The sequence below is a fragment of the Cetobacterium sp. genome, from assembly GCF_977044495.1.
Genome location: NZ_CDRRQU010000033.1, coordinates 1 through 26,622, shown reverse-complemented (window position 1 = coordinate 26,622; position 26,622 = coordinate 1). Strand labels below are relative to the sequence as shown.

Below are 26,622 nucleotides of genomic sequence, written 5' to 3'. Positions count from 1 at the left end.
CTGAATAGAAAATTCTTGCCTTAATTTTTCAAGTACATTTGCTTGCAATGTTATGTAATATTTTTCTTCCTTTTCAAAAAATCCTTCTTTTCCATTTTTAGTCTCTCCAGTATTACCTTCTACTAAAAGATCTAAACATTTCCTAATCTTTCCTCGAACTTTCCAAAACCTTTCATCATCATATTGACTCATTGCTAAGATTTTTCCAGAATATTTATACGGTTTTTTTAATATTAATTTTCCATCTATAAATTCTTCTGATATTTCTAGTCTTTTTAATATATCTTTAGTAAAATGATTTTTATAAACTAATAATAATAGCATCGATATATTTTTGTGAACCGTAGTTAGACCAAAAATATTTCTAATATCAAGATTCTCTTTTTTGGTGAAATTTACTCCACTCTTTCCTAAATATGCTTTTTCATATTTTAAGGCATAATTTTTCAATCTTTCATTTTGTCCGGCATAATATAGTACAATAGTTTCTGGTAAATCTTCAATTTTTATTTCTTCTACTATCTGAGAGTTTTTAAATTTTCCATCTTCTTTATAACCCATTTTTAATTCATTTTCATTTTTATTGTATTCAATTTTTATTTCTTTATCAAATTTTTTATATTCTATCTTGAAAGAGAAATCAATTACCTTTTCTCTTTCAAGTAAAAATAAAAATATTTCTATGATAGCTTCAAAAATATTAGATTTGCCTATCCCATTTTTTCCAACAAAAGAATTAATTGTTTTATTATTAAAGTTAATATTTATATTTTCTAAATTTTTAAAATTATTTATGTATAATTGTTTTAATTGCATTAGTGCTCCTATCCATACTTATAATAATATTTATTTTAATAAACTTGTTAAAAGTTTCTGATTTATCTTCTCTCCTATTTCTATCTTAGATTCTAAAGTATCACATACAGCCATAAGTTCATCTACTCTTTTTACAATTCTTTCTTGTTCCTCTAGTGGTGGAAGGGAAAATATATATTTTCTTAAATAACCTAATGAAACAAATTTTTGAACTCCTCCACTCGCGTTTAAAATCATATTATCTTGAACATGTTTCAAATAGTACCAAAGATATTTTTTGTCTATACTGTTTTTTATATAATATTTAAATAATGCTACATTTTTTATACTAAATTCCTTATTTGTATCAACAATGACAGGGTTTCCAATACTTCCTATCATGGCAAATAAAATATCGTTTAATTCTACTTTAGATCTACTTGAAATTTTTAAATGATCTTCATATGAAATATATTTTAAATTCTCAAAATTAAGAGTACCATTATAAATATTTTTGCTTGTAACTAAAGGAATTCCACTCGCTTCATATTTAGGTGTATCATGTGTTCCATCACGAACATCTAAAACATCTGAAAAATAGACCCATTCCCATGAATTAGGAATATCATATGGTTTTTCATCCTCTGTTATTGGTGGAAGAGGTTTTTCTTTTTTAATCACTTTCTCAGCAATTAATCTTTCTTTCTCCTCTTTAATCTTCTCAAGAAGCTTAGATGCTGGTTCTTCATCTTCTATTTGTGGCACAAGTTTTCCTCGAACTGCTAAAGATAAAACAAGATTTCTTATATCTTTTACATCTTCTTTTGTTTTTATAACTTTTTCAAAGTTTCCAAAAAGCTTTTCTAGAGAGATTAAAAGTTCATTATTTGTATCACTTTTTTCTACTTCTTCTAAAATAGATTTTTTAAGATTAGCTCTTGTTTTCTCATTTGAGTTATATATCTCTTTAAATTTTTTAGATAACTCTTGAAGTTTCTCAACTTTTTCAACAATTCTTTCTTGCTCTTGTAGTGGTGGTACAGGGAATATTGATGTTAAAGCTCTTGTTAAAGCTAATTTAGGTTGAGCCATCTGATTAACCATTTCTTTAAATTGATTTTGTACTGTCTTTTCATTTAATATAAATCTTAGATATTTTTTATTCATTAGATAAGGAGTAATTCTTGCTGCATTTTCAGTTAAATTCATATTATCAAACTTTTCAGGAACTTCTCCTACATAACCTATAGTTCCAGCTATTGTTATATATAAATCTTCTTTTTTTATTATATAATATTTAATTTTTTCATGCATCTCTTTATCTATATACCTTAATCCAAAATCATTAATTGAATAGTTTTTCATATCTGTAACTCTTATATATATATAGGGAGTTGGATCTGTTAATAATTTATAGCCATTTGAAACTCTTTTTCCTCCCCTTAATGTTGAAATTTCTCCTAACCTCACCCACTCCCATGAATCAGGAATATGAAATGGTTTTTCATCCTCTGTTATTAATGGAAGAGGTTTTTCTTTTTTAATCACTTTCTCAGCAATTAACTTTTCTTTTTCCTCTTTAATCTTCTCAAGAAGCTTAGATGCTGGTTCTTCATCTTCTATTTGTGGCACAAGTTTTCCACGAACTGCTAAATCTAAAATCATCTTATCAAAAGTTTCAAATGATTTTTCATCTCTAAATATTGTATCAAAGTTATCAAGAATAAATTTAACCAAATTACTCACCTCTTAAAAGAAGCTCTAATTCAGATTTTAACTTCTCTTTTATTGCTTTAATTTCATTTATATTCTGATTATATTTTTCTAAATATACTTCAGGTCTTTCTAGCTCTTCCTCAATTTTATTAGGATTTTTTCTATCTAAGTTATAATTATTTCCAATTATTTCACTAGCAGAAACTTTCCAAGAGTTTTCACTCTCTTCTCTATTGTTCCACCAATTTTTCTCTAGCTCAAACTCACTACTTCTAATAGGTTTTGTCTTACTATATGTCTTATATCCTTTTGGATATGGATGCTCAAAGAACCAAATATCTTTTGTTACAGATTCCCCTTCAATTTTATCTTTCGGTTTATCAAAGAATAAAATATTTGTTGTAATATTTGTATATGGTGCAAAAACTCCATTTGGTAATCTAATGATTGTATGAAGATCAAAATCATCCATTAATTTTTTCTTGATAGAGGTTTTAACTCCTTCTCCAAACAGAAATCCATCAGGTAAAACAACTCCACATCTTCCACCTTCTTTTAGTTGATACATCATTCTTACAAAGAATAAATCAGCAGTTTCACTTGTTCTAAACTCCATTGGGAAGTTAAGTTTTATTCCTTCCTCTTCACTTCCTCCAAAAGGTGGATTCATAGCTATAACATCAACTAGATCACTGTTATCAAACTCTCTTACATTATCTATCAATCCATTATCATGCTTAACGTTTGGTGTATCTAAATCATGCAACATCATATTTGTTAGACAAAGTGAATGAGGTAATGGCTTTTTCTCTATTCCATTTATAGAATCTCCTAAAATTTTTAAATCATCAATTGTAAAGTTATCTCCTTCATTTTTTCTAATATGCTCAATAGCACTTATCAAAAATCCTCCAGTTCCACAAGCAAAATCTGCAACTTTTTCTCCAAGTTTTGGATTTAACATCTCAATTACAAAATCTGTTATAGGTCTAGGTGTATAATATTCTCCTGCATTTCCTGCACTTTGTAGATCTTTTAAAATCGTTTCATAGACATCATTAAAAGCATGTCTTTCTGAATAATCATCAAAGTCTAACTTGTTTACAATATTTATAACCTCTCTTAAAAGAGTTCCTGATTTCATATAGTTATGTGTATCAGAGAAAAATTCTTTAACTAAAATTTTTCTAGAATCTGTATTTTCATTTACTTCAATATTTTTCAAATCTTTAAACATTCCTTCTACAAAGTTAAGTAATTCATCACCAGTTATTCCTGCTTCATTACTAGCCCAATTACTCCATCTATATTCTTTTGGAACTATCTCTTTATAATCATCATCTAATTCCCACTCAGCTTCTTTTGTATCAAATATTTTTAAAAATAGCATCCAAACTATTTGCTCTATTCTTTGTGCATCTCCATTTATTCCTGCATCTTTTCTCATTACATCTTGTAATGATTTTATAAAGTTACCTATTGACATTTAGTCCTCCTGTATATATCTCATGAGATATATCTCTCATTATGTTTAAATAATTTTCTTTTCCTCCAAAACTTTGTAAAATTTTTGGAGTAGTTCCATATTTTGCAAATCTTGGTAGTTTTAAAGCTTCAAATCCTTCAAAAACCTTTATCCCTTCATCAGCATATCTATCTAATAAAATTTCTAAAATTTGGGCAGCTACACCACTATATTTTTTTAAATAATCACTATTTTTAACTCCAAGAACTCTTTCTTTTTTAGTTAAAGGTTTCTTGTCAAAAGCAAGATGACAAATTATATCAAACTCATCAAACTCTCCTCCAACTTCATCTTTTAAAACGTCAAAATATATATTTTTCTTTTCTAACTCCTGTAAAATAATATTCTTTTTATCGCTACTATCCCATTTTTGTAAAAAATCATCTAAGCTTACAAAAGTATTTCTTAAAGTTTTTCTTGTAAAATCAGTATAAGATTCTGTTTTTAATTTCCCATCACCATCTAACATTTGGATCTGTTTATGAATTATTGTTGCTTGAACACCATCTACATAAAACTTTTTTATTTTTAACTCTTTATTTTCAACTAGCTTCTTTTTATCGTCACCATCATCTTCTGTTGGTTCTGAAATTCCAACTTCAGGTTTATCTGTATCTAAAGGTGGATACGTATCAAAATCCTCATCTGGAATTGGATCTCCATCAAAATTAGGGTCAGCAAATAGTTTAGTTGATTCTCCAAAATCCATTATTGTAAACCAAGTTTTATCATTGTTCTCATCAACCCTTGTTCCTCTTCCAATTATCTGCTTAAACTCTGTCATTGAAGCAATATTGGTATCTAAAACTATCAGTTTACAAGTTTTAGCATCAACTCCTGTTGTTAGTAGTTTTGATGTCGTTGCAATTACAGGATATTTTTCTCTAGGTGATATAAAGTTATCTAATTGAGCTTTTCCCTCTTTATTGTCACCTGTAATAGTCATAACATATCTACTATCAAGTTTCATTAAATCAGAATTTTCATTAGAAAGATTCATTGCTATCTCTTGTGCATGCTCTATATCTTTACAAAAAACAATTGTTTTCATATATCTATTATTTTCTTTCATAAAATCAGCTATAGTCTTAGCAACAATTTTATTTCTATCAAATAAAACTATGTTTTTATTAAACTCACTAGCTTCAAAAACTTTATCTGTAATAATATTTCCATACTTATCTTTTTGATTTTTATATGGTCTAAATCCTGTAGCATCATTATTTATAACATATTTAACAACTTTATAAGGTGCTAAAAATCCATCATCTATTCCTTGCTTTAAAGAATATGTATAAATAGGCTCTCCAAAATAATGGCTACTACTAACATCCTTTGTTTCTTTAGGAGTTGCAGTTAAACCTATCTGAGTTGCAGAGCTAAAGTATTCTAATATGTCTCTCCAAGCACTATCCTCTTTAGCACTCCCTCTATGGCACTCATCTATAACTATTAAATCAAAAAAGTCTTTTCCAAATTCTTTATAAGCTTGTTGCCAGTCCTCATTTCCAGTCATAGATTGATAAAGTCCTAAATAAATTTCATGAGCTTTACCTATTTTATCTCTACTGATTTTTGTCATAATCCCCTCAAATGATCTAAAATCATTTGTCATAGTTTGGTCAACTAAGATATTTCTGTCAGCTAAAAATAGAATTCTTTTTTTAGCTCTAGATTTCCAAAGTCTATATATTATTTGAAACGCTGTATATGTTTTTCCTGTTCCTGTTGCCATAACTAAAAGAATTCTATCTTGTCCTTTAGCAATAGCTTCAACAGTTCTATTTATAGCAATTCTTTGATAATATCTTGGAGATTTAGCTCCTTTCATATAATAGTAACTTTCCTCTATTATCTCTCTTTTATCCAAAGGTATATTTTCTGCATCATAGTATCTTAAAAGTAAATCTTCTGGAGTTGGGAATTTATCTAACGATATTTCTGTTGTTACTCCTGTTAATCTATCGAACTCTAAAAATCCCTTTCCATTTGATGTATAAACAAAAGGGATGTCTAAAATTTCTGCATATTCTCTCCCTTGTTGCATTCCTCCACTAAGAGGTAAACTATTTTTTTTAGCTTCTATTATAGCTAGAGGCATATTTGATTTATAGCTTAATACATAGTCAGCTTTTTTAATCTTTCCTCTAATACTTTTATTTTTTATAACATTAATACGTCCATCTGTAAAAACATATTCCCTGATTACTTGTTCATCCTTCCAATTTGAATTTCTAAGACTAGGATCTATATATTTAGCCCTAACATCTTCTTCACTAAACTCAACTTTATGAATGGGGTCTATAGTATTCATATATATGCCCTCCCTAAATACGTTATATTTTATTAATTCTATTTTAACTGTATTGTACCATAAAATAACGTCAAAAACATCCTTAAATCAAAAAAACAAGAGCTTTTTAAACTCTTGTTTTCACGGGATTTAATGCTATGTATTAAATACCCTAATCAATATCTTCTTCCATAAAGAAAACAGATTGGGGGATTTTTATTCTACTTTTCTTCTATAAAAAATTTATATAAAATTGCTCCTAATATAGCCCCTATAATTGGCATTATCCAAAATATCCATAGTTGCGATAATATTTCGCCTCCAGCTATTAGAGCAACTGCCGTACTTCTAGCTGGATTTACAGAGGTATTTGTCACAGGAATACTTATTAAATGTATCAGTGTCAACCCTAATCCTATTGCTATCGGTCCAAATCCTTTAGGAGCTCCTTTTGAAGTAGCTCCTAAGATAATGATTAAAAACATCATCGTCATCACTACCTCACAAATAATTCCTGACATTAAACTTGCTCCTGTAGGAGAAAAATCCGCAACTCCATTTAATGCAAACCCATTAATTATATCAAAACTTGGAACCCCAGAAGCAATTAAATATAATGTGTACGCTCCTAGTAACCCTCCCAAAACTTGACTCAAAATATATGGAACTATATCTTTTTTCTCACTTCTTCTGGCTACTGCCAACCCTACTGTCACTGCTGGATTCAAATGACAACCTGATACGTGTCCTATCGCGTAAGCCATTGTTAAAACTGTCAATCCAAATGCAATGGAGACTCCTACAAATCCAATGCCTAATTCAGGATATCCTGCAGCTAAAACAGCACTTCCGCATCCTCCTAATACTAGCCAAAATGTTCCTATAAATTCTGCAAATAATTTTTTTATCATTATAAGTTCCTCCTTAACTACATTTTTTAATTATACTAATTTATAAAAACCTTTTTAGATTTTTCATAAGCTTTCTCATAAATTAAATCTAATTCTCTATATTCCTCATCTATTTCCATAAAAAGTATATCGCGACACTCTTCAGGTGAAAAAATTTTAATAGAAACGAACGACTTTCCCATAGCATCTAACATAATTTCCTTTATCTCTTCTATCTGTAACTTTGATAGCCTTATATATTCTTTAGTGATTTTTAACACCCTTCTAGGAATTTTAAGAAGAGAAGTTTCATATGGTAAAAAATTCTCCAATAATAATTCTGTTTCAGGATAGTTTTTCTTATTAAAAAATTTTACTCCATTTAAGTCAAGAAAAATAACTTCAGACATTAAGTATAACGCCTGTTTATATTTTTTTTCCTCAGCAGCAAATTTTGCCATAGCAAACCTACAAGCACTGTACTCTTCAAACCGGTTCTCTCCAAAATATTTGAATGCTGACATATTTAAGTGAATCCAAATTTTATCTCTATAAGATTTTCTAGGCTCTTCATTCATAAGTTGATTAAGCCTCCAAATGTTTAAATCCATAATCTTATTTCTGTGAATATAAGAGATATATTCATTTTCCCTTAACTCTTCATTTCCCAATTCTGTATTTTTATAATAAGATTTAGAAAAAGATGATTTTAATATTTGCCTGTCTGTACTTTTTATCAATCGCTCTATTAACTCAGATTTATTTCCACTCACTTTTAAGTTGTGTTTTTTCAGAAGTTCTTTTAGTTTTTTTATCGTTTCTTTTTCCAATATTTCTTCAATAGATGTTTCACGTAAAAATCCCTTACTTGTTAATTTTTTTAAAATTTTATTCACATCTCTTACACCATAATCAGATAGCCAAAATTTTTGGAAATTCGTTTCTCCTATAAAGTATGTAGAAGCATATTTTAAAACTAAAATTTCATGAGGATATAGTCCATTTTTACTTGGATAAGCTTCATTTATCAAAGTATTAAAATCATACGAAGTACTATCACTATCAATAAGCATAGACGATACAACTTTCACAGGTATATCTTCAAAACTATCTATTTTTTTCTCAATAGATTTTTTTTCTGTTTTAATATTACCTGAAAAAAATTTTAATATTTCTTTAAACATCAAGATATCCTCCTAGTACAAAAATTTGCTTATACAATAATGGGCATTCTATCATAAAAAAGTTGAAATCTGCAAAAAAATATAACAATCAAAAAAGAGAAGAAAAAACTTCTCTTTTTAAAAGTTTCTCTTCTCTAACTACTTAAGAAGAAGCATATAATTCGATTTCAAATATATTGCTCCTGCAATACTTATAAGAAAAATTAAAATAATAAAGAATATTTCAATTCTTCCAATAAGAAATTTTCCACCCGTATCATCTTTTCGACCTTTTAAGAAAACAGGAATTCCAACTGCATATATTATTGAAGCAACAAGAAGATAATTTATTCCTGCTGCATACATAAGCCATACCCCAAAACCTGCTGCAAGAATCCCCACTACACCGGAAAAAGTTCTGCTCCTCATAAAATTTTTAGGGTAATTATCATTTTTTACAGCAATTTTTAAAAGATACAACGGACACAATATATAACAAGGGAGGACCATTATTCCCGTTACATTGAGCATTAAATCCCATGCATTTCCAGAAAAATGTACAAATATAAGAGTGATTTGCATTATTATCATTGAAACTAAAAGAGAAAAAATTGCAGCCTCATTCTTATTAGTTTTTGAAAAAGATTTAGGAAAAGCACCCGATTTGGATGCTGCAAATGGTAGTTCAGCTAAAATTACTGTTGAGATGAGCCACGAACTTAAAATTGCAATTATAACTCCTACATTCATAAGAATACTTCCCCACGATCCTACCATTTTTTCAAGAGCTGTTGCAGTTGATGGAGCCCCTAACTTTGATAATTCATTCTGTGAAAATTCACCAAATGTTGGAACTGTTAAAAGAATATAAAAAATTAAACACGTCAAAAATCCTAACACGGTAGCTTTTCCAACATCTGAACTCTTTTTAGCTCTCCCAGAAGTGGCAACAGCACTACCTATTCCAATAAACATCCACAATGTCACCATCATTGTACTTTTTACCTGAGTCGTTATAGAGCCTAGTGGTTTATCTTTTATTGCACTTATTGTCTCTTGTCCCCACATATTTTGAGAAAATTTAAAAAAATTAAACATATAAATAGCAACAACAATAAATACTATAAGTGGAATAAGCTTACCAATAGTTCCTACCAAATTTATGATTGCAGCTGTCTTAACACCTCTTAGAATTACGAAATAGATTCCCCAAAGAATAATTGAAGAAACCACAATTGAAGCTATATTATTTCCCCCTTTAAAATATGGAGGAAAAAAATAGTTAAAAGAATCCATAAGTAAAATAGCATAACCAACATTAGCAAAGCAATTAGATAACCAATAACCCCAAGCCATCATGAAACCTGTTAATTTTCCAAATCCAAGCTCCCCATAACTATAAAGACCTGTTTTAGCATTGGGTCTTAAATATGTAAGTAATCTAAAAGAGTCCACTATAAACCACATCCCCAAGCCTGTCACTGTCCATGCAAGCATCACCGCACCTGCAGATGCCGTTGCTGCCATTTGCTGTGGAAGATCATAAACTCCACCACCTATCATTGCACTAACTACAATGGCAATGATTCCTGGAAGATTTAATTTTTTATTATCGTTACTTTCCGTTTGAACCTTTTTTATAGTTTTATCATCCATAAATAATTCCCTCCTTTCAAATTCTATTATGAAAGATTTTTCGAATAAAAAAGTTGAATCTCTTTTTAATTTATTCTTATGCAAAGGTTATACAAAAAAATAAAGAAATTCATTTTTTATTTTTAATATTTTTTATTTTTAATGTTTGTTTTCTTTTACTACTAATAGTGATATAATAGTTTAATTCAAATCAATTACACTAATTTAAGGATGGTTCTCTATGAAAAATAACGCTTTTTTTAAAAACAAAAGAAAAAGAGCTCTTTTTTTTGCAAACATAATACTGATTCTTTTTATTTCTTTCCATCTATTTCAAATGAAATCTAATGATGAGGAACTAGTGACCTTTATTCTCTTTCTACTTGGTGATATTGCTATACTAATTTATCAAATCATTTCCATTATTAGAGGTAACAAAGAATAATAAAAAGTGCTTTTCAGCACTTTTCATTATCTGTTATTCTTAAGCACACGATCTATATTTTTATAGACCTCCCTTGTAGCTCTAATATCTTCTAGAGCATCATGTGCATTTTCTAAAGTAACTCCAAAATATCTACACCAAGTTTCTAATCTATTATTTTCTAAAATTGGTAAAATACCCATAACTTGAAGAGATTTTACTAAATTAAGAGTACATACATTCAATTTAAAATCAATGAAGCTTCCCATAAACTTATTATTTAATCTACTATAAAAATTGTATAGCATTCTAAAATCAAATGGGTAATTATGACAAATCATAATCAACTTATCATTTTTATTATATCTATCTATATACTTTGAAAAAACTTTCTCTAACTCTTTTAATGCTTGCTCTGGTTCTTGCTCCTGATTGAGCTCCTCTATTGTCAGACCTATAGTTTTTAAGGCACTCTCAGAGATATCTGCTCCTTCATGAGGTTTACATCTGATATTAAACCATTCTACAACTTCATTATCTATTTCTATTGCTCCCGCTATCTGAACTATTGCCGAATTATCAGTTAACCCAGTTGTCTCTGTATCTAAATATAATAATTTCATCTACTTCCTCCTTTTCACTTGTTACATACTTTAATTTTAATGATTGTTTTTCAACTTTATTTATATTTTCTTGCATTTTGTACACTATTTCTGTATAATTATTCTGTTCTACTTTATTAACTTAACTTGGGAGGAATATTTTGAAATTTAATAAGGAAACCGATTATGCAATCAGGATGACTTTATTTTGTGCTAAATATCACTCTAAAATATTATCTGGTGTTGAAATTGTACAAGAATGTAAAGTACCTGAAATTTTAGGTAAATCTATCTTAACTAAACTAAGCAGCAATGGAATCTTAGAGTCTATCAAAGGGAAAAATGGTGGATTTATATATAGCCATCCCCCTAAATCACTGACATTATATTCTGTAATTGAAAAATTTGAAGCTCTTGAGATAAATTCCTGCATTGAAAAAAAAGAAACGTGCCTTTATAAATTCGGAGATTGCGTTGTTCGTGAAAAAATGGGACTTTTAAAGGCTATTATTATAGATCAACTTCAAAATATTTTTATTGAAGATCTTATCGAAGAACAATTTAAAAAATACAATAATTAATTACACAAAGTAGAATTGCCTAGGTCACTTTACATAAAATAAAGTGACCTATTTTTTTATATTTTCTTCAAACTTACATCCAAAAGATTTCATCTCCATTAAAATAGGTAAAAGCTCACTTCCACAATGAGTTAAAATATAGTATGATTCAACTGTATTTCCTTTATAGACTTTCCGATTTTCTACAATTTTATGCAAAATAAGTAAATTCAGTTGCTCAATTAAGATTTTTTTACTACATCCCAATAATCTCTGTAATTCTCCCAATCTTAGCTCACTATCCTTTAGGTTAAAAAGTATTGTTGGAACCCACTTTTTTCCTAAAATTAAAGCTGTCAATTCAACTGGACAATGGTCTACATTTTTATTCTGTATCATAATTTCCTCCGTATTTTATACATAATATACCAAGGAATTTTCTCTCAAGCAAATCTCTATCGAATTTTTTACTCAGTAATTCCCTGCAATTTTTTATATAAATCAACTGCAAACTGATCTGTCATCCCACTGATGAAATCTACACATAATTTAAGGGTTGTATAGATTTCATCCTCTTTATTTTTACACTCTTTCAGTTCAGTTTCATAGTTAATAATATAGTTTTCAGATATTAAAACTCTAATATTTTTAGAGGTTAAAGATGCCTCTTCTCCATTGATAAGCCAATCTATCATCCCCTCTATAAAAGTATTTAATAATTTTCTTAAAACTTTGGCTGCTAAAATATCTGTAAAAACTCTTTCTTTCGACTGAAAAATTTTATTTTTAGCTAAATTTTTTAATCCATTTTTTATATCCTTATATGAACCATCATCCAAAAGCTCTTTATTAAAATCACCGTTTAAAATTGTTTTTTCATTTTTTATAAAAGATTTTATAACTTCTTGAATCATTTTTCCTTGAATATATATTTTAATTTTTTGAACTACAATTTTTTCAAATAGACTTTTATTTTCTATCTTCGCATTTTTTTCTTCATATTCCTCTATTTTTTCAATTAACTCCTGTAATTCTTCGGACTTTTTCTCTATTTTGTTTAACATATCTTTTAAATCATTTAATGTTATAAATTTTTTCTGAACTCCATCCTCTATATCAGCAACACAATATGCTATATCGTCGGCAGCTTCCAATAAAAATGTAACTGGATGCCTCTTTCCAACTATTCCCATCTCTTCAGCTATCTTTCTATAATCATCTTTTTCACTATCAAAATATCCAAATTTTCTTTCAATAATTTTTCCTTTGTCTTTTTTGTTTCCCAGCATTGAATCGGTTGGATATTTCATTATTGTCGCCAAAGTTGCATAGGTCAAATTATAGCTATCTTTGTCTCCCAAATATTGTAACTTTTTCAATATTCTAAATGTCTGAACATTTCCATCAAAATGTATTAAATCTTTTTGCTGGACATCTGTCAAAATCTTATCATAAGCACTCTTTTTCAAATACTCCTTAAAAAAATCTTGAATTATATATTCACCTGAATGACCAAAGGGTGGATTTCCTAAGTCATGAATTAAACCTGCAACTGACAATAATGATGATATTTTTTGGTCATCTCTTTGCAAGTATTTTTCTATCGATTTACCTATTGATGAAGCTATATGTGAAACTTCAAGAGAATGTGTCAACCTTGTCCGAACAAAATCTCCCCTTTTTAAAGGATATACCTGAGTTTTATCCTGTAATCTTCTAAATGATGAACTAGATATTATTCTAGAATAATCTTTGTCAAATTCATTTCTTTCATCAAATTCATAAGCTTCATTTGAACTTTGTTTAAATCTCTTTTCACATAGCAACCTGTTCCACAGCATCTTTTTTCACCTCCAAGTCGATATTTTTATAATATTTAAAAAGCTGCCAAACGATATTTTCAATCTAGCAGCTTTTTCTATAGCAACCTAATTTTTTAAATTCTAACTTAACTTCCCAGCGGTTACACCAATTATCTCATCATAAAAGAGAGCTAAAAAATTTAATTTAGTTACGTGTTCAGAGTTAGTAATAGATACATCCCTCAACGGTAAAAAACTATCGTAGATGGAGTTTTGTAAATCGTTGTCATGAAGAACTAAACTTAATGGATTTACCTCTGCTAAAGATTCATGCTCCTTTTTATTTGCTACATTGGACCCAAATGATAAAAATTCTGCTCTCAGCTCTTCAAGGCTCATAATATCACCAGTTATTATGCCACCACCAGTAACAAAAGATAATCTTATTCTAGGAATTGTTACTCCTGTTGCTGTATTTTCTAATAATGATTTTTCTAAATTAAATTTACTTAATATATTAAGTTTTTTTATAAGCTCCTTTTTATCCATAGATTCTAACCTCCAATATAGTTGCTATAATACCTGTATTATATCCCTTTAATTAAGATTGTCAACCACTATTCTCAATCTTTGGATAATCATTTTTTATTTTTTAATATTTTTATTTTTTTAAAAGAAATTCTATTTTTTTCAGTATTTATATTTTAAAACTCTATTTAATTTTTTGAGGGAGGCATATTATGAAAAAATTATTAGCTTCATTAGTTTTCATATCTCTATTAGCAGGATGTACCAGTGAAAATAAGACAACGGAACTATCTAAAGATTCTTCAAATCCATACAAAGAATACTCTATAAACGATACCAAAGTAGCTGATACTCTTGAAACAAATATTTTAAAAGCTGAAGCTGAAAAATATGGTTTTGATTTAAAAACATCTTCGGCTCATGTAGTTAGTTTTAAAAAAGTAGGAACTTATGGAGCTGGAGAACTTAAAATTATTGCATTTTTAAACTCTAAAGGCACAGAAGCTGCTGAAGATAAGGGCTATATCAATGTAAATAGGGTTGTTTCTTACACATGTAGATTTGAATATAGCTATAAAACAGAAAAATATATATGGACATCTGATTATCCATATGCATCAACTAGCACTTTATTCTAAGAAAAAAGGTTCTCTCTAAAATATTTTAAGAGGGAACCTTTTTAGTCTCTAAATTGACACCCTAATAGGTGATCATTTACTATCCCAATAGCTTGAAGATATGAGTAAATAGTTGTACTCCCTAAAAATTTAAAACCTCTTTTCTTTAAATCTCTCGCTATTCTATCCGATAACTCTGTTTTAGCCGGAACTTCATTTGAATTCATCCACCTATTTCTCACAATCTCTTTTGATGTGAAAGACCATATATATTCATCAAAAGAGCCAAATTCTTCTTGAACTTTTAAAAATTTCTTTGCATTGTTTATAGAGGATTCTATCTTTTTTCTATATCTAACTATTCCAGGATTTTCTAGCATTTTTAATACTTTATTTTCATCATATGAAGCCACTATTTTCGGGTCAAAATTGCTGTATTCTATTCTATAATTTTCTCTTTTTTTTAAAATTGTTATCCAACTCAGTCCCGATTGAGCAGATTCTAAAACTAAAAACTCAAAATGAATTTTATCATCATGAACAGGCTTTCCCCACTCCTCATCATGATATTTTCTATATAAATCACTACTCTCACACCAAGGACATCTCACCGTAAAATCACACTCCAAATTTTTATTCCATAGTACCATTTATCATTATATATTTCAATTTAATATTTTTCTAATTCATTGCTTCTTTCATATTTTTATGTTACTATTTTTACATCCAAGTTATTGAGGAGGCTTTTTATGAAAAAAATATTTTTACTTCTGCTCTCAAGTTTTTTCTATTTGAGTTGTACAAATAACTCTACTTACAATAAAAATCTCTCTACATATACAATTGAAGCTAATGTAGTAAAAAATCAAACAACACAAGATGAAATCCAAAATATTTTCGGTAACCCCTACTCAATTCACGTAAATAATCAAGGGAATATAGTTTGGATGTATCATGATGTTACCATTGATAGCTCTGGGTATAACTCATTTTCTGCTACATTTAGAGCAGGAAAAAGAAATCATTCTAGAGATAATCATAATCCTCAATACAAATGGATTGTTATTTTTAATCATGATGGAATTGTTATTGGTTCGGATATTAAAACACTTTACTGAAAACTTTGAACATAAAGAAAAAATTAATTTTAATTAAAAAATCTTAGGAGGAATCATAATGTTATTTTTATTTATTTTAATTCTTATTGCTATATTCTTAATTGGAGCTCATGTTAGAATTGTTGCTCAATCTCAAGCTTTTGTTATTGAAAGATTAGGGGCATACTTAACAACTTGGGATGTAGGTTTAAATCTTCTAATTCCATTTGTTGACAGGATTGCTAAAAAAGTTTCTTTGAAAGAACAAGTTATAGATTTTCCACCACAACCAGTTATTACAAAAGATAATGTTACTATGCAAATAGACTCTGTTGTCTATTTCCAAATAACTGATCCCAAACTATATACTTATGGTGTCGAAAATCCTTTAAATGCTATTGAAAATCTAACAGCTACGACTTTAAGAAATCTAATTGGAGAGCTAGAACTTGATTCAACTTTGACATCTAGGGACACAATAAATACTAAAATGAGGGCTATCTTAGATGAAGCTACCGATCCTTGGGGAATAAAGATAAATAGAGTGGAACTTAAAAATATCATTCCTCCTGCTGAAATTCAAGACGCTATGGAAAAACAAATGAAAGCAGAAAGAGAGCGACGAGAATCAATTCTTAGGGCTGAAGGTCAGAAAAAATCTGCTATTTTAGTTGCTGAAGGAGAAAAAGAAGCCACTATACTTAGAGCTGAAGCAAAAAAAGAGGCAGCTATTAAAGAGGCAGAAGGGGAAGCTGAAGCCATTTTGAGTATTCAAAAAGCAAACGCCGAAGCTATTAAACTAATTAAAGAAGCGGCTCCTGACAAAAGTGTTCTTATGTTAAAAGGTATGGAATCTTTCGAAAAAGTTGCTAATGGACAAGCTACAAAAATTATTATTCCTAGTGAATTACAAAATATTGTCACTTTAAGTGAATTATTTCAAGAGTCTAAAAAATAATAGATATTAAAAAACCGTAAGCTATTAGGGCTTACGGTTTAAATATTTTTTTATCTCAAAAATCAACATATGACTGTCTTCTAGAGCAGTCATCTCAATCTCTTCATCTCCCATTATAGCCTCATATTTTTCTAAGGTAAACCCTGTAATTTTTGTCCTCCCTTGAAAAAAAGCTATATAATATCCATATCCCGTTTCTGGAGAAAAATTTATTTTTCTATCCTTCTCCAAATATAGTGCATACATATTTACGTTTTGATTTATTTTTATTGGTGCTTCTTTCGTTCCAGAAGCTATTAATAAAAATTTATTTACTCTATCCTCCCATTTAAAATTGACCTGTCCATATTTTGGTTCATAGCCATCTTTATCAGGAATTATCCAAATTTGAGCCAATCTTGTTTCTCTATTTTCTTCATTGGTTTCCGAATGAGAAACACCTGTTCCAGCACTCATATATTGAACAGAACCTTTTTCAACTTTCATCTTTTTACTATGAATACTATCTTTATGGGTTATCGCTCCCTCTAATATATATGTCAATATTTCCATATTTTTATGTGGGTGCATTTCAAATCCTGTATGTGGTGCTATAATATCATCATTTATTACTCTTAAAGGTCCAACTCCTAAATTATTGGAATCGTAGTAATCTCCAAAAGAAAAATGATGAACAGAATACAACCAATCATATTTACTTTCACCCATCTGACTTTTTAATTTTTCTATTAACATTTTTACCTCCTTACAACTTTCTATCTCTTTGTAAGGATTATTCTAAAAAATAAACCTCTATCCTTTTTCTTAGTTATATCTAAAAAATTATATTTTTTATTATCTTTATTTTTACATTGCACTTCTATATATACCTATAATCTCCTCTAATGTAGCTTGTTTAGGATTTGTAAACCCACACGCATCCTTTAAAGCATTCGTTGCTAAAGTAGTAAAATCTTCCTCCTTAGCTCCCAGCTCTTGTATCCCCTTTGGAATTCCAATATCATTTGATAATCTCACAATCTCACCAATCGCTAAATCAGCCGAGTTATTTTCATTCAAAATATGAGGATTTACTCCTAATAGTATAGCTACTTTTCTTAATTTTTCTTTTGACACCTCAGCATTATATCTAACTACATGAGGTAGTAAGATGGCATTACATACACCATGAGGTAGATCATAAAATCCTCCTAATTGATGTGCCATAGCATGAACATATCCCAAAGAAGCATTATTAAAAGCCATACCTGCCAAGTATTCTGCATATGCCATATTATCTCTTGCTTTAATATCCTTTCCATCAAACACTGCAGCTCTTAAATTTTTAGAAATTAACTCTATAGCTTTTTCAGCACACGCATCCGTAACAGGAGTCGCAATTGTTGAAACATAAGCTTCTACTGCATGAGTCAAAGCATCCATACCTGTTGCCGCTGTCAAACTTTTTGGCATATCTATCATTAATTCTGGATCATTTACAGCTATAATTGGGGTTACATTTTTATCCACTATAGCCATTTTTATATGTCTATCCTCATCTGTTATTATACAAAATCTTGTCATCTCAGAAGCTGTCCCAGCAGTTGTGTTTACTGACATTAAAGGAAGCTGCGGATGAGCAGATCTGTCCACTCCCTCATAATCTTTTATATCTCCACCATTTGCAGCTACTAAAGCTATTCCTTTCGCTGCATCATGAGGCGATCCTCCACCAAAAGATATCACAAAGTCACATCCATTATCCTTTAAAATTTTTAATCCATCATTAACATTTTTCACTGTTGGATTTGGTTTTGTCTCATCAAAAATAACATACTGTATTTTATTTTCATCTAATACATCTGTTAACTTTTTAACTAAACCAATATTTACCAATATCTTGTCTGTTACTATTAAAGATTTTTTAAAACCTCTTGAGCTAATCTCTTGTCCTAAATTTTTAATACATCCTTCTCCCATATAAGAAATTGATGGCATGAAAAAAGCATATGACATAATACCCTCCTAATAAATATATTTTTTAGTGTACCCTGATGATACCTCTTTTTGAAATTAAAATCAATAATTTTTTTTAATTCTAAAAATTACATATACTTGTTATCTAAAACTTTTGATTTTCTTCCATTTTACTGATTTTTATGCTATAATAAAATATGTGATATTTTTTACAAGAGGTGAGATTTATTGAAGTTAATATTTAAATTTGTTGCGCTATTTTTTATTTTAACAATCTGTGTTTTCTCTCAGGAAAATAACCCTTCAGATAAAATAAAAGATTACGTAAAGAAAAATACCACTACAGAAAAAATTGCTACTAACATATATAAAAGTATTATTGAAAATTCAGAAAAACATGATGTTGAACCAGAACTAATTGCCGCTATAATAAAAGTTGAAAGTGATTTTAAACATAGCACTATCTCTACTGCTGGAGCGAGAGGATTGATGCAACTTATGCCTAAAACAGCAAAGCTTATGCAAGTTAATCCCAATGATATGAATGCAAATATAAAAGGTGGAACTAAATATATCGCTTGGTGTTTGGAGCAGCAAAACAACAATTTAAAACTGGATTTAGCATCATATAATGCTGGAATTGGAAATGTCAAAAAGTATAATGGTATTCCCCCATTTAAAGAAACTCAAAACTATGTTAAAAAAGTAATAAAAGAATATAATTACTTGAAGGCATAATAGAAAAAGAGGTCACAATTATATGACCTCTTTTATTATTTTATTCTTTTTAAATCTTCATCAGGTAAACCTTTACCAAATAAAATTGGAACTTTTTCAACATCAACTACACTGGTATCTATTCCATACCATTTTTGAGGAGAAACAGTAAATTTCCTTATAAATAGTTGAGTAGAAATTATAAAGTTATCCCATGCAGAAAAATCATTTTCTAAAGCCAATACCTCTTCTATCATTATAAATTTAAAGTTTCCAATTCCTTTTATATTTTCATAATCTATCATATAATTTCTTGGCTTAAATACAACTTCTCCTGATTTGATTAAATCTCGAATCACTTGAAACATCAAAGCATTTATTCCTTGTGCTACCCTAAAACCTAAATTAAAATCTATTACAAATATTCTATTTTCTTCTATCTTATTAAAAATATATTCTCTTGTGTAAGGATTATCTGTTACATTTATATTCATAAACCAATAGTTATCAGCTTTTTTAGGTTCGTTATTAAATATTGAATATATAATTTTGGGTTCTACTTGACTCCAAAGTTTAGACTTTGTCAGGTAAACCACATTTCCGGCGTAAAGTGGTAATTCACTATCATTTCTTAATAGAGTAAAATTTTCCTCATAATCACTTAAATTGACAAATTTAAGATACTTTTTCTTAATTTCAAAGCTGTATTGCCAAACATACATAATAAAAGCCAATGCTGCAGTTATTAATAATGTCACATATCCACCATTTAGTATTTTAAAACTATTCGCATATAAAAATGATAACTCAATAGTTCCAAAAACTAGTAAAACAAGAACCCATAATTTTTTTCTATTTTTTACAAATCTTATGTATTGTGATAAAAGCAATGTTGTCATCAACATTGTTATTGTTATAGATAATCCATACGCTGCTTGCATATTTTGTGATTGTTTAAAAATAAAAATTATCCCCACACATCCTATACATAGAGCTTTATTTACTGCTCCTATGTATACTTGACCTTTCTCTTTTGTGGGATATCTTATGGCTAATTTGGGAAACATATTTAATTTTATCGCTTCAGATATCAAAGTAAATGATCCAGATATTAAAGCTTGACTCGCTATTATAGCGGCTAGTGTTGCTATTATTATTCCCGGTATAATGAACCATTTAGGCATAATTAAGAAAAATGGACTATTTACAAAAGCTTGTCCTTCTCTTGAAAGAAGATATGCTCCTTGTCCAAAATAACTTAATAATAGTGTTGTTTTTACAAATATCCAACTGTAGTATATATTTGTTCTTCCACAATGCCCTAAGTCTGAGTATAGTGCTTCTGCTCCTGTTGTACAAAGAAATACCGCTCCCAATATATACGGAACATTTCCATTCATTAATAACTTAAAAGCATAGTATGGATTTATTCCCTCTAATACTCTCGGATTTTGTATCAATTGAATCAGTCCAAAAATAGCAATCATAGAAAACCACACAAGCATAATCGGTCCAAAAACTTTTCCTATTTTTTCTGTACCAAATTTTTGTGCTGAAAATAGCAGTAAAATAATTACCAACACTATCATTACGGTTATGTCTTCCCTTAAAAAAACTATAAGGTTCAATCCCTCTATAGCCGAACTCACAGATATAGGTGGTGTCAATATTCCATCAGCTAAGATTGCTGCAACTCCTATTATTGCTGGAACAATAAGCCATTTAAAATATCTTTTTACAAGTGCATAAAGTGCAAGAATTCCTCCCTCTCCATTATTATCAGCTCGTAAAGTCAATACTACATACTTTATGGTTGTTTGTAGAGTTAATGTCCAAAATACCAATGAAACTCCACCTAGTATCAATTCCCTGCTCACTGTGTTATTGTTTGTATAAAGAATAGCTTGCATAACATAAAGTGGGGAAGTTCCTATATCTCCATAGACTATTCCAAGAGTGACAAGTAAAGATCCTATTGTTACATCCTTATTTCTAAACATACCTTATCCTCCATTTTCTTTTTTATGTTATTCGCTACTTTTATATATTTTCATTTAATTATTTTTCTAATGGAAGATTTTATTTATTCTTAGTTTTCTATTTTCATATCACCGTTTTTTATAAATTCTCTTTTTCTAAGAAAAATTGATATTAGATATGTTACTATTGCTGGAAGTATAATATAGAGAATACCTATTAAAAAAACAGTCTTCACTCCTCCTCTCCCAACTTTATCCATAGTTATATAACTTTCTAGTATTCCCACTAATCCGCTTGTTCCCATTCCGGCACCTGCAAAACTATTTTCCATTTTAAAAACTATTGTCACAAGTGGGCTTAGAAGAACTGAAGCTAATATTTGAGGTATCCAAATTTTCCAATTTTTAACTATATTTGAAAATTGAAGCATTGATGTCCCCAATCCTTGTGCTACCACTCCTCCCCAACCATTCTCTTTAAAACTCGTTACTGCAAACCCAACCATTTGAGTACAACATCCTAATGTTGCCGCTCCTGCTGCGAGCCCCTCTAATTTTAGCATCATAGCTATAGCAGCACTACTAATCGGCAAAGTTAAAGCCATTCCCATAGATACAGAAATTAATATTCCCATAAAAAATGGATGTAACTCCGTCGCTTCCATAACTAAAAAACCTATCATAGTCATCAGTTTACCTAAAATCGGTCCAATACTCGTTCCTACTAATCCTCCTGTTAAAATTGTTATTGCTGGAGTTAAAACTATATCTAACTTTGTTTCTTTTGAAATAAGCTTTCCAAATTCTATTCCAACAAGTGATGCTGCGTAAGCTCCAATAGGTCCTCCTAAAGAATACCCTATCATTCCTGTAAAAGTTGATGAAAATAGAACTAAAGGTGGTGCCTTTAAGCTGTATGCTATAGCTACTCCTATTCCAGCTCCCGTTACATCCCTAGCAATAGGCCATATAACTTCTGTTAGAAACTTTAGATTTAATTGTTGCCCAATCATATTTAAGATTGATCCTGTTATCAAAGTTGAAAACATACCTAAAGCCATAGCTCCCAATGCATCTACAAAATATTTTTTACTTGAAATTTTCACATCTTTTTTCTCTAAAAATTTACGTATTTTCATAATGCCATATTATAGCATACTAATTTACAAATAAAATTATATTATTAAAACTTTACAGAAGTTAAACAAAAGAAATAATCATTCCAAATATTAAAAAAAACAGTTGAAATATAAAAAAAATTATGATACTATTTCCTAACTTTAAAAATTTTAAAACAACTAAAAAATTATAATAAAGTTTGTTGAATATTTTCTCATATATATTCGTAATATGGACGAATGTTTCTACGACCTGCCGTAAATAGGTCACTATGAGAAAGGATAAATATCCCATTTGAGATACCTCTTTGTATTCTCATTTGTTTTGATATGGTCTTTTCTCTAATTAGAGGAAGGGCCATTTTATTTTAGAAGGAGGATTCTATGAATTTACAAAAAAGAAAAGAATTAGTTGAAGTCGCTTTAGGAAAAAGAGAAGCTGATACAGTATTAAAAAACGGTAACCTAATAAATGTTTTTTCTGGAGAAATATATAGAGCTAATATATATATTTATGACAAATATATCGCTAATATTGTGGAGTGTGAAGCAGACACTATCAATATAGGAAAAAATATAATTGATGTCGAAGGAAGATTTATTTCGCCTGGATTTATTGATTCACATGTTCATATTGAAAGCAGTCACTTAACACCAGTAAACTTTGCAAGAGCAGTACTACCAAAAGGAACAACCACTATAATTGCTGACCCTCATGAAATTGCAAATGTGTTAGGTGTAAATGGTGTTAAATATATGATTGAAAACTCTAAAGATGTCCCAATGACTCAATACTATCTAATTCCATCATGTGTTCCATCAGTTGTAGGTCTTGAAAACGCTGGTGCTGAATTTGACGATATTGAAATTGAAAAAATGTTGGACTTTCCTCGAGTTTTAGGTCTTGGTGAAGTTATGGATTTTGTAGGAGTTATTAATCAAAGTGATAGAATGACAAAAATAGTTGAGACAGCAATAAAAAAAGGGATGTTTGTTCAAGGTCATGCTCCCGAGTTGAGTGGAAATGAACTATCTGCATATATCTGTGGCGGTCCAATATCATGCCATGAAACCAGAAGTGGTCAGCAAGCTTCAGATAAGATAAGAAAAGGAATGTATGTTGATGCTAGAGAAAGCTCTATCTCTAAAAATATAACCTCTATAGTTAAAAACATTAAAAATATGAAATCTCCAAGAAACTTAACTCTTTGTACAGATGATAGAGAACCCAAAGATATTTTAGAGGTGGGGCATGTCAATGACTGTGTAAGAGTGGCCGTAAAAGCTGGATTAGAACCTATCGAAGCTATCAGAGCTACCACTTTAAATACTGCTCAAGAGTATAAATTAGATAAAATTGGTGCTATTGCTCCGGGATATTTTGCAGATATAGTTGTTCTAGACAATTTAGTTGATTTTAATGTTTTAAAAACTTTCTGGCATGGAAAACTAGTTGCAGAAAATGACAAATTGACTGTTGAAATAAAAAATCCAAATTTAGAGATTGACACTTTAAACTCAGTTTATATAAACGAATTAAGTGAAACTGATTTCAAAATAAAAGCTCCTATAGAAAATGGAGAAATCAAAATTGAAGTTTTATCGTATCTTACAAAAGAAAGGTCTGTAACCGACAGAAAAACTGTCGTAGTTAATGTCAAAGATGGGTTTATTGATATCTCCAAAAATACAAATCTAAATTTTGTTGCCATTATTAATAGACATAAATCAAATAATAATATAGCTCTAGCAGTCGTTGAAAACTTCTATTTAAAAAATGGTGGAGTAGGAACAACATATTCCCATGATAGCCATAATTTGACAATTATATTTAATAAACCAAATGAAGCTTTGGCAATTGCTCAAAAAATAAAAGAGTTAGGTGGAGGAATTGTAACTTCAGAAAATGGTCTTATTACTGGTGTCTTACCTTTCCCAATAGCTGGAATGCTTTCAAATCAACCCGCTGAAATTTTATCAAAAGAGATCACAGAGATGAATAAAATTCTTAAAAAAATGGGAATCGAAACTGCCTCACCAATAACAAGACCCACTACACTGGCTTTAATAGTTATTCCAAATACCAAAATGAGTGATTTAGGGCTTATCGACGTGAAAGAACAAAAAATTATTAATTTATTTAATTAATTATAAATTTTTATTTTAATTCTGAGGCTTTTACTTAGCCTCATTTTTAATTGCTTTTTAAATTTTTAGCAAATTTAATTTGACTAACAAATATTTTATATATATAATTCATATAAAAACTTATTTACAGAAAGGAGAATCTGCTTGAACAATATTTTTTTTGCATTTCTTTTAACTTTAGGAGCTGGATTATCCACTGGTATTGGGAGTTTTATTGCATTTTTTTCCAAGAGAACAAATATAAAATTTCTCTCAATAACACTCGGATTTTCTGCAGGCGTTATGATTTATGTTTCATTTGTAGAAATTTTTCCTACAGCTCAAAAATCATTGATTAATTTTGCAGGTGAAAAAAATGGAACAATTTTTACTGTATTATCTTTCTTTGGAGGAATGCTTTTAATAGCTTTAATTGATAAATTGATTCCAAGCTATGAAAATCCTCATGAAGTAAAAAATATTGAAGATATCAATACCCAAACACTAGAAAAAAATAAAAATCTACACAGAATGGGAATTTTTTCTGCACTAGCAATAGGTATACATAATTTTCCAGAAGGACTAGCCACTTTTATGAGTGCCATTGATGACTCAACTTTAGGGGTATCTATCGCTATAGCAATAGCCCTGCATAATATTCCAGAGGGAATTGCCGTTTCGGTTCCTATCTATTTTTCAACTGGGAGTAAAAAAAAGGCTCTAATCTATTCCTTTTTATCAGGAGTATCAGAACCTCTTGGAGCTTTAATAGGCTATTTAATATTGCTACCTTTTATGAATGATTTAATCTTTGGTATAATTTTTGCTGGAGTAGCTGGTATCATGGTTTTTATCTCTTTGGATGAACTTCTTCCTGCCGCTGAAAACTATGGAGAACATCACTTAGCAATCTACGGATTAATCAGTGGAATGATTATTATGGCAATCAGTTTACTTATATTTTAATAGTTTAATTTAGATAGCTTAACTTTACTCTAAGCTATCTAAATTATATTTTACAAGCTAATTATCGGATTTATGTAGCCTTACTTCATAGACATCTACTTTAGAAAATGAGCTACTCCAATTGCCTAAACCATCCATTTTATTGATTAAATCTTCTTTTAAAAACTGCTCTTCCAACTCTATTTTTGCCATTTCTAAAGAAAAATTTCTTATGCTTTCTAAATTTTCACTCAATTTGAACTCGCAACCAAATTCATTTGTTTTTAAGTCTTGCCATACAAAAATCGCTAAATACATTAAAATCCGTTACTATTCGTCTATAAAAATCTACAACTATAGATTCAATTTTTTATGAATGAGCTTATTTTATAGCTTCACTATATTTAGATTCTTTTTAGTAACGTTTCACCTCCAATTCTTTTTTAAATTTTTATTAATTTCTAATTCTTGTTATTGCTATTCTAAATATTTAATCCAATTCCTTTATAAAAATTTATTATAATTTTTTAAAGGAGATATCTATATTTATTAGAATAAGAGATTTAAAATACAATTTATTTAAAATCTAAGGAGGTTCGACATGATGAAAAAAAACATTATTATTAAAAATTTCAAAAGTAGAGAGGAAGCAGAAAATGTAAAAACTGTTTTTGAAGGAATTAAAGGGGTAATCTCTGTATCAATCGATTATCCAGCAAGGATTGTAACATTAAAAACAACTGAAGACTTCTCCGATCCTAAGATTAGAAATCTTTTTAAAGAAAATGAATTTGACTTTGAAATTGAAAAAATAGAATAAACTATAAAAAACCTTTAAGTCAAATAGTTTAATAATTTTAACTTAAAGGTTTTTTTATTTTATTAAACTTTACTAGTCTTTTCTAAAAAGTGCATGAGTAGCCTGACCGTAATACGCATTCTTACCATGTTTTCTTAAAAAATGTTTATCTAAAAGCTCATTTTGTATCCTTTCCCCAAGCTGCCAAATTCCCAATATCCGGATAGACTGTTAAAAATGGAGAGTTCAAAATTTTATCAAGTTCTAAATATTTTGTTATTGAATTTGTGAACTACCACCGCCCTAATAGAGGGCGGGGCTTCGTGGGAAGTATCTGACTCATGTCGGATATATTAATCACGCTCTACGGGTAGTT

Annotated in this window: 25 protein-coding genes and 1 riboswitch; of the genes, 8 read left to right on the top strand and 17 right to left on the bottom strand. The window is 29.3% G+C overall.

The genetic code is table 11. The features are described from left to right. The 8 genes from ACWI69_RS08705 to ACWI69_RS08670 form a co-directional block, all read right to left on the bottom strand. A partial coding sequence (locus ACWI69_RS08705; protein ID WP_448821454.1) for an AAA family ATPase occupies positions 1-816 on the bottom strand: 816 nt, incomplete at its 3' end. 30 nt (positions 817-846) lie between these two features. Beyond that, entirely contained in the window at positions 847-2,532 is a 1,686-nt protein-coding gene (locus ACWI69_RS08700; RefSeq protein WP_448821453.1) for a restriction endonuclease subunit S, read from the bottom strand. A gap of 1 nt (position 2,533) precedes the next feature. Then, a complete protein-coding gene (locus ACWI69_RS08695) occupies positions 2,534-3,997 on the bottom strand; it encodes a type I restriction-modification system subunit M (RefSeq protein ID WP_448821452.1) in 1,464 nt (487 codons plus the stop codon). Next, on the bottom strand, positions 3,984-6,350 hold the full coding sequence (gene hsdR, locus ACWI69_RS08690) for an EcoAI/FtnUII family type I restriction enzme subunit R (RefSeq protein WP_448821451.1): 2,367 nt from the start codon (positions 6,348-6,350) through the stop codon (positions 3,984-3,986). Before hsdR ends, ACWI69_RS08695 begins: the two co-directional genes overlap by 14 nt. Positions 6,351-6,550: 200 nt before the next feature. Continuing rightward, complete coding sequence (gene aqpZ, locus ACWI69_RS08685) at positions 6,551-7,240, bottom strand: aquaporin Z (RefSeq protein ID WP_448821450.1); 690 nt, start codon at positions 7,238-7,240, stop codon at positions 6,551-6,553. 35 nt (positions 7,241-7,275) lie between these two features. After that, entirely contained in the window at positions 7,276-8,403 is a 1,128-nt protein-coding gene (locus tag ACWI69_RS08680; protein ID WP_448821449.1) for an SAP domain-containing protein, read from the bottom strand. A gap of 138 nt (positions 8,404-8,541) precedes the next feature. Continuing rightward, the gene (locus ACWI69_RS08675) at positions 8,542-10,038 is read right to left on the bottom strand and encodes a basic amino acid/polyamine antiporter (RefSeq protein ID WP_448821448.1); all 1,497 of its coding nucleotides are present in this window, start codon (positions 10,036-10,038) and stop codon (positions 8,542-8,544) included. A 450-nt stretch (positions 10,039-10,488) separates the two neighbouring features. Further along, positions 10,489-11,064 (bottom strand): 3'-5' exonuclease, encoded by a 576-nt coding sequence (locus ACWI69_RS08670; protein ID WP_448821447.1) that lies wholly within the window; start codon positions 11,062-11,064, stop codon positions 10,489-10,491. A 140-nt stretch (positions 11,065-11,204) separates the two neighbouring features. Between ACWI69_RS08670 and ACWI69_RS08665 the strand changes: the two genes are divergently transcribed. After that, a complete protein-coding gene (locus ACWI69_RS08665; RefSeq protein ID WP_448821446.1) occupies positions 11,205-11,624 on the top strand; it encodes an RrF2 family transcriptional regulator in 420 nt (139 codons plus the stop codon). A 48-nt stretch (positions 11,625-11,672) separates the two neighbouring features. Here ACWI69_RS08665 and ACWI69_RS08660 read toward each other — a convergent pair whose 3' ends face one another. The 3 genes from ACWI69_RS08660 to ACWI69_RS08650 all read right to left on the bottom strand — a co-directional run bounded on the left by ACWI69_RS08660 (position 11,673) and on the right by ACWI69_RS08650 (position 13,954). Further along, positions 11,673-12,002, bottom strand: a complete 330-nt coding sequence (locus ACWI69_RS08660) for a winged helix-turn-helix transcriptional regulator (protein ID WP_448821445.1) — start codon at positions 12,000-12,002, stop codon at positions 11,673-11,675. Positions 12,003-12,070: 68 nt separating this feature from the next. Beyond that, complete coding sequence (gene dgt, locus ACWI69_RS08655; RefSeq protein WP_448821444.1) at positions 12,071-13,444, bottom strand: dGTP triphosphohydrolase; 1,374 nt, start codon at positions 13,442-13,444, stop codon at positions 12,071-12,073. A 102-nt stretch (positions 13,445-13,546) separates the two neighbouring features. Continuing rightward, a complete protein-coding gene (locus tag ACWI69_RS08650) occupies positions 13,547-13,954 on the bottom strand; it encodes a hypothetical protein (RefSeq protein ID WP_448821443.1) in 408 nt (135 codons plus the stop codon). A 191-nt stretch (positions 13,955-14,145) separates the two neighbouring features. Between ACWI69_RS08650 and ACWI69_RS08645 the strand changes: the two genes are divergently transcribed. Then, a complete protein-coding gene (locus ACWI69_RS08645) occupies positions 14,146-14,571 on the top strand; it encodes a hypothetical protein (protein ID WP_448821442.1) in 426 nt (141 codons plus the stop codon). 41 nt (positions 14,572-14,612) lie between these two features. Here the strand turns inward: ACWI69_RS08645 and ACWI69_RS08640 are convergent, their stop codons facing one another. Next, positions 14,613-15,200, bottom strand: coding sequence for a DNA-3-methyladenine glycosylase I (locus tag ACWI69_RS08640; RefSeq protein ID WP_448821441.1), 588 nt, complete (start codon positions 15,198-15,200; stop codon positions 14,613-14,615). A 99-nt stretch (positions 15,201-15,299) separates the two neighbouring features. Here ACWI69_RS08640 and ACWI69_RS08635 point away from each other — a divergent pair, with 99 nt between their 5' ends. Further along, positions 15,300-15,668 (top strand): hypothetical protein, encoded by a 369-nt coding sequence (locus tag ACWI69_RS08635; RefSeq protein ID WP_448821440.1) that lies wholly within the window; start codon positions 15,300-15,302, stop codon positions 15,666-15,668. A gap of 58 nt (positions 15,669-15,726) precedes the next feature. Next, positions 15,727-16,605, top strand: coding sequence for an SPFH domain-containing protein (locus tag ACWI69_RS08630; protein WP_448821439.1), 879 nt, complete (start codon positions 15,727-15,729; stop codon positions 16,603-16,605). A gap of 24 nt (positions 16,606-16,629) precedes the next feature. On the opposite strand, the gene ACWI69_RS08625 is transcribed toward ACWI69_RS08630, so the two are convergent. Both ACWI69_RS08625 and yiaY read right to left on the bottom strand, forming a co-directional pair. After that, entirely contained in the window at positions 16,630-17,340 is a 711-nt protein-coding gene (locus ACWI69_RS08625; protein WP_448821438.1) for a pirin family protein, read from the bottom strand. Between the two features lie 111 nt (positions 17,341-17,451). Continuing rightward, positions 17,452-18,600 (bottom strand): L-threonine dehydrogenase, encoded by a 1,149-nt coding sequence (yiaY, locus tag ACWI69_RS08620; RefSeq protein ID WP_448821437.1) that lies wholly within the window; start codon positions 18,598-18,600, stop codon positions 17,452-17,454. Positions 18,601-18,789: 189 nt separating this feature from the next. On the opposite strand from yiaY, the gene ACWI69_RS08615 reads away from it, so the two are divergent. Further along, positions 18,790-19,299, top strand: a complete 510-nt coding sequence (locus tag ACWI69_RS08615) for a lytic transglycosylase domain-containing protein (RefSeq protein WP_448821436.1) — start codon at positions 18,790-18,792, stop codon at positions 19,297-19,299. 35 nt (positions 19,300-19,334) lie between these two features. On the opposite strand, the gene ACWI69_RS08610 is transcribed toward ACWI69_RS08615, so the two are convergent. Then, entirely contained in the window at positions 19,335-21,278 is a 1,944-nt protein-coding gene (locus ACWI69_RS08610; RefSeq protein ID WP_448821435.1) for a KUP/HAK/KT family potassium transporter, read from the bottom strand. Positions 21,279-21,367: 89 nt separating this feature from the next. After that, complete coding sequence (locus ACWI69_RS08605; RefSeq protein WP_448821434.1) at positions 21,368-22,396, bottom strand: PTS transporter subunit IIC; 1,029 nt, start codon at positions 22,394-22,396, stop codon at positions 21,368-21,370. A 174-nt stretch (positions 22,397-22,570) separates the two neighbouring features. Next, a riboswitch (purine riboswitch) is annotated at positions 22,571-22,668 on the top strand. A gap of 91 nt (positions 22,669-22,759) precedes the next feature. On the opposite strand from ACWI69_RS08605, the gene ade reads away from it, so the two are divergent. Next, positions 22,760-24,523 (top strand): adenine deaminase, encoded by a 1,764-nt coding sequence (ade, locus tag ACWI69_RS08600; RefSeq protein WP_448821433.1) that lies wholly within the window; start codon positions 22,760-22,762, stop codon positions 24,521-24,523. A 144-nt stretch (positions 24,524-24,667) separates the two neighbouring features. After that, positions 24,668-25,468, top strand: a complete 801-nt coding sequence (gene zupT / locus ACWI69_RS08595) for a zinc transporter ZupT (RefSeq protein WP_448821432.1) — start codon at positions 24,668-24,670, stop codon at positions 25,466-25,468. A gap of 57 nt (positions 25,469-25,525) precedes the next feature. Here the strand turns inward: zupT and ACWI69_RS08590 are convergent, their stop codons facing one another. Then, a complete protein-coding gene (locus tag ACWI69_RS08590; protein ID WP_448821431.1) occupies positions 25,526-25,765 on the bottom strand; it encodes a hypothetical protein in 240 nt (79 codons plus the stop codon). 283 nt (positions 25,766-26,048) lie between these two features. On the opposite strand from ACWI69_RS08590, the gene ACWI69_RS08585 reads away from it, so the two are divergent. Further along, positions 26,049-26,267 carry a hypothetical protein gene (locus ACWI69_RS08585; protein WP_448821430.1) on the top strand — a complete coding sequence of 73 codons (219 nt, stop codon included), beginning with the start codon at positions 26,049-26,051 and terminating at the stop codon, positions 26,265-26,267. Positions 26,268-26,622 lie beyond the last annotated feature (355 nt).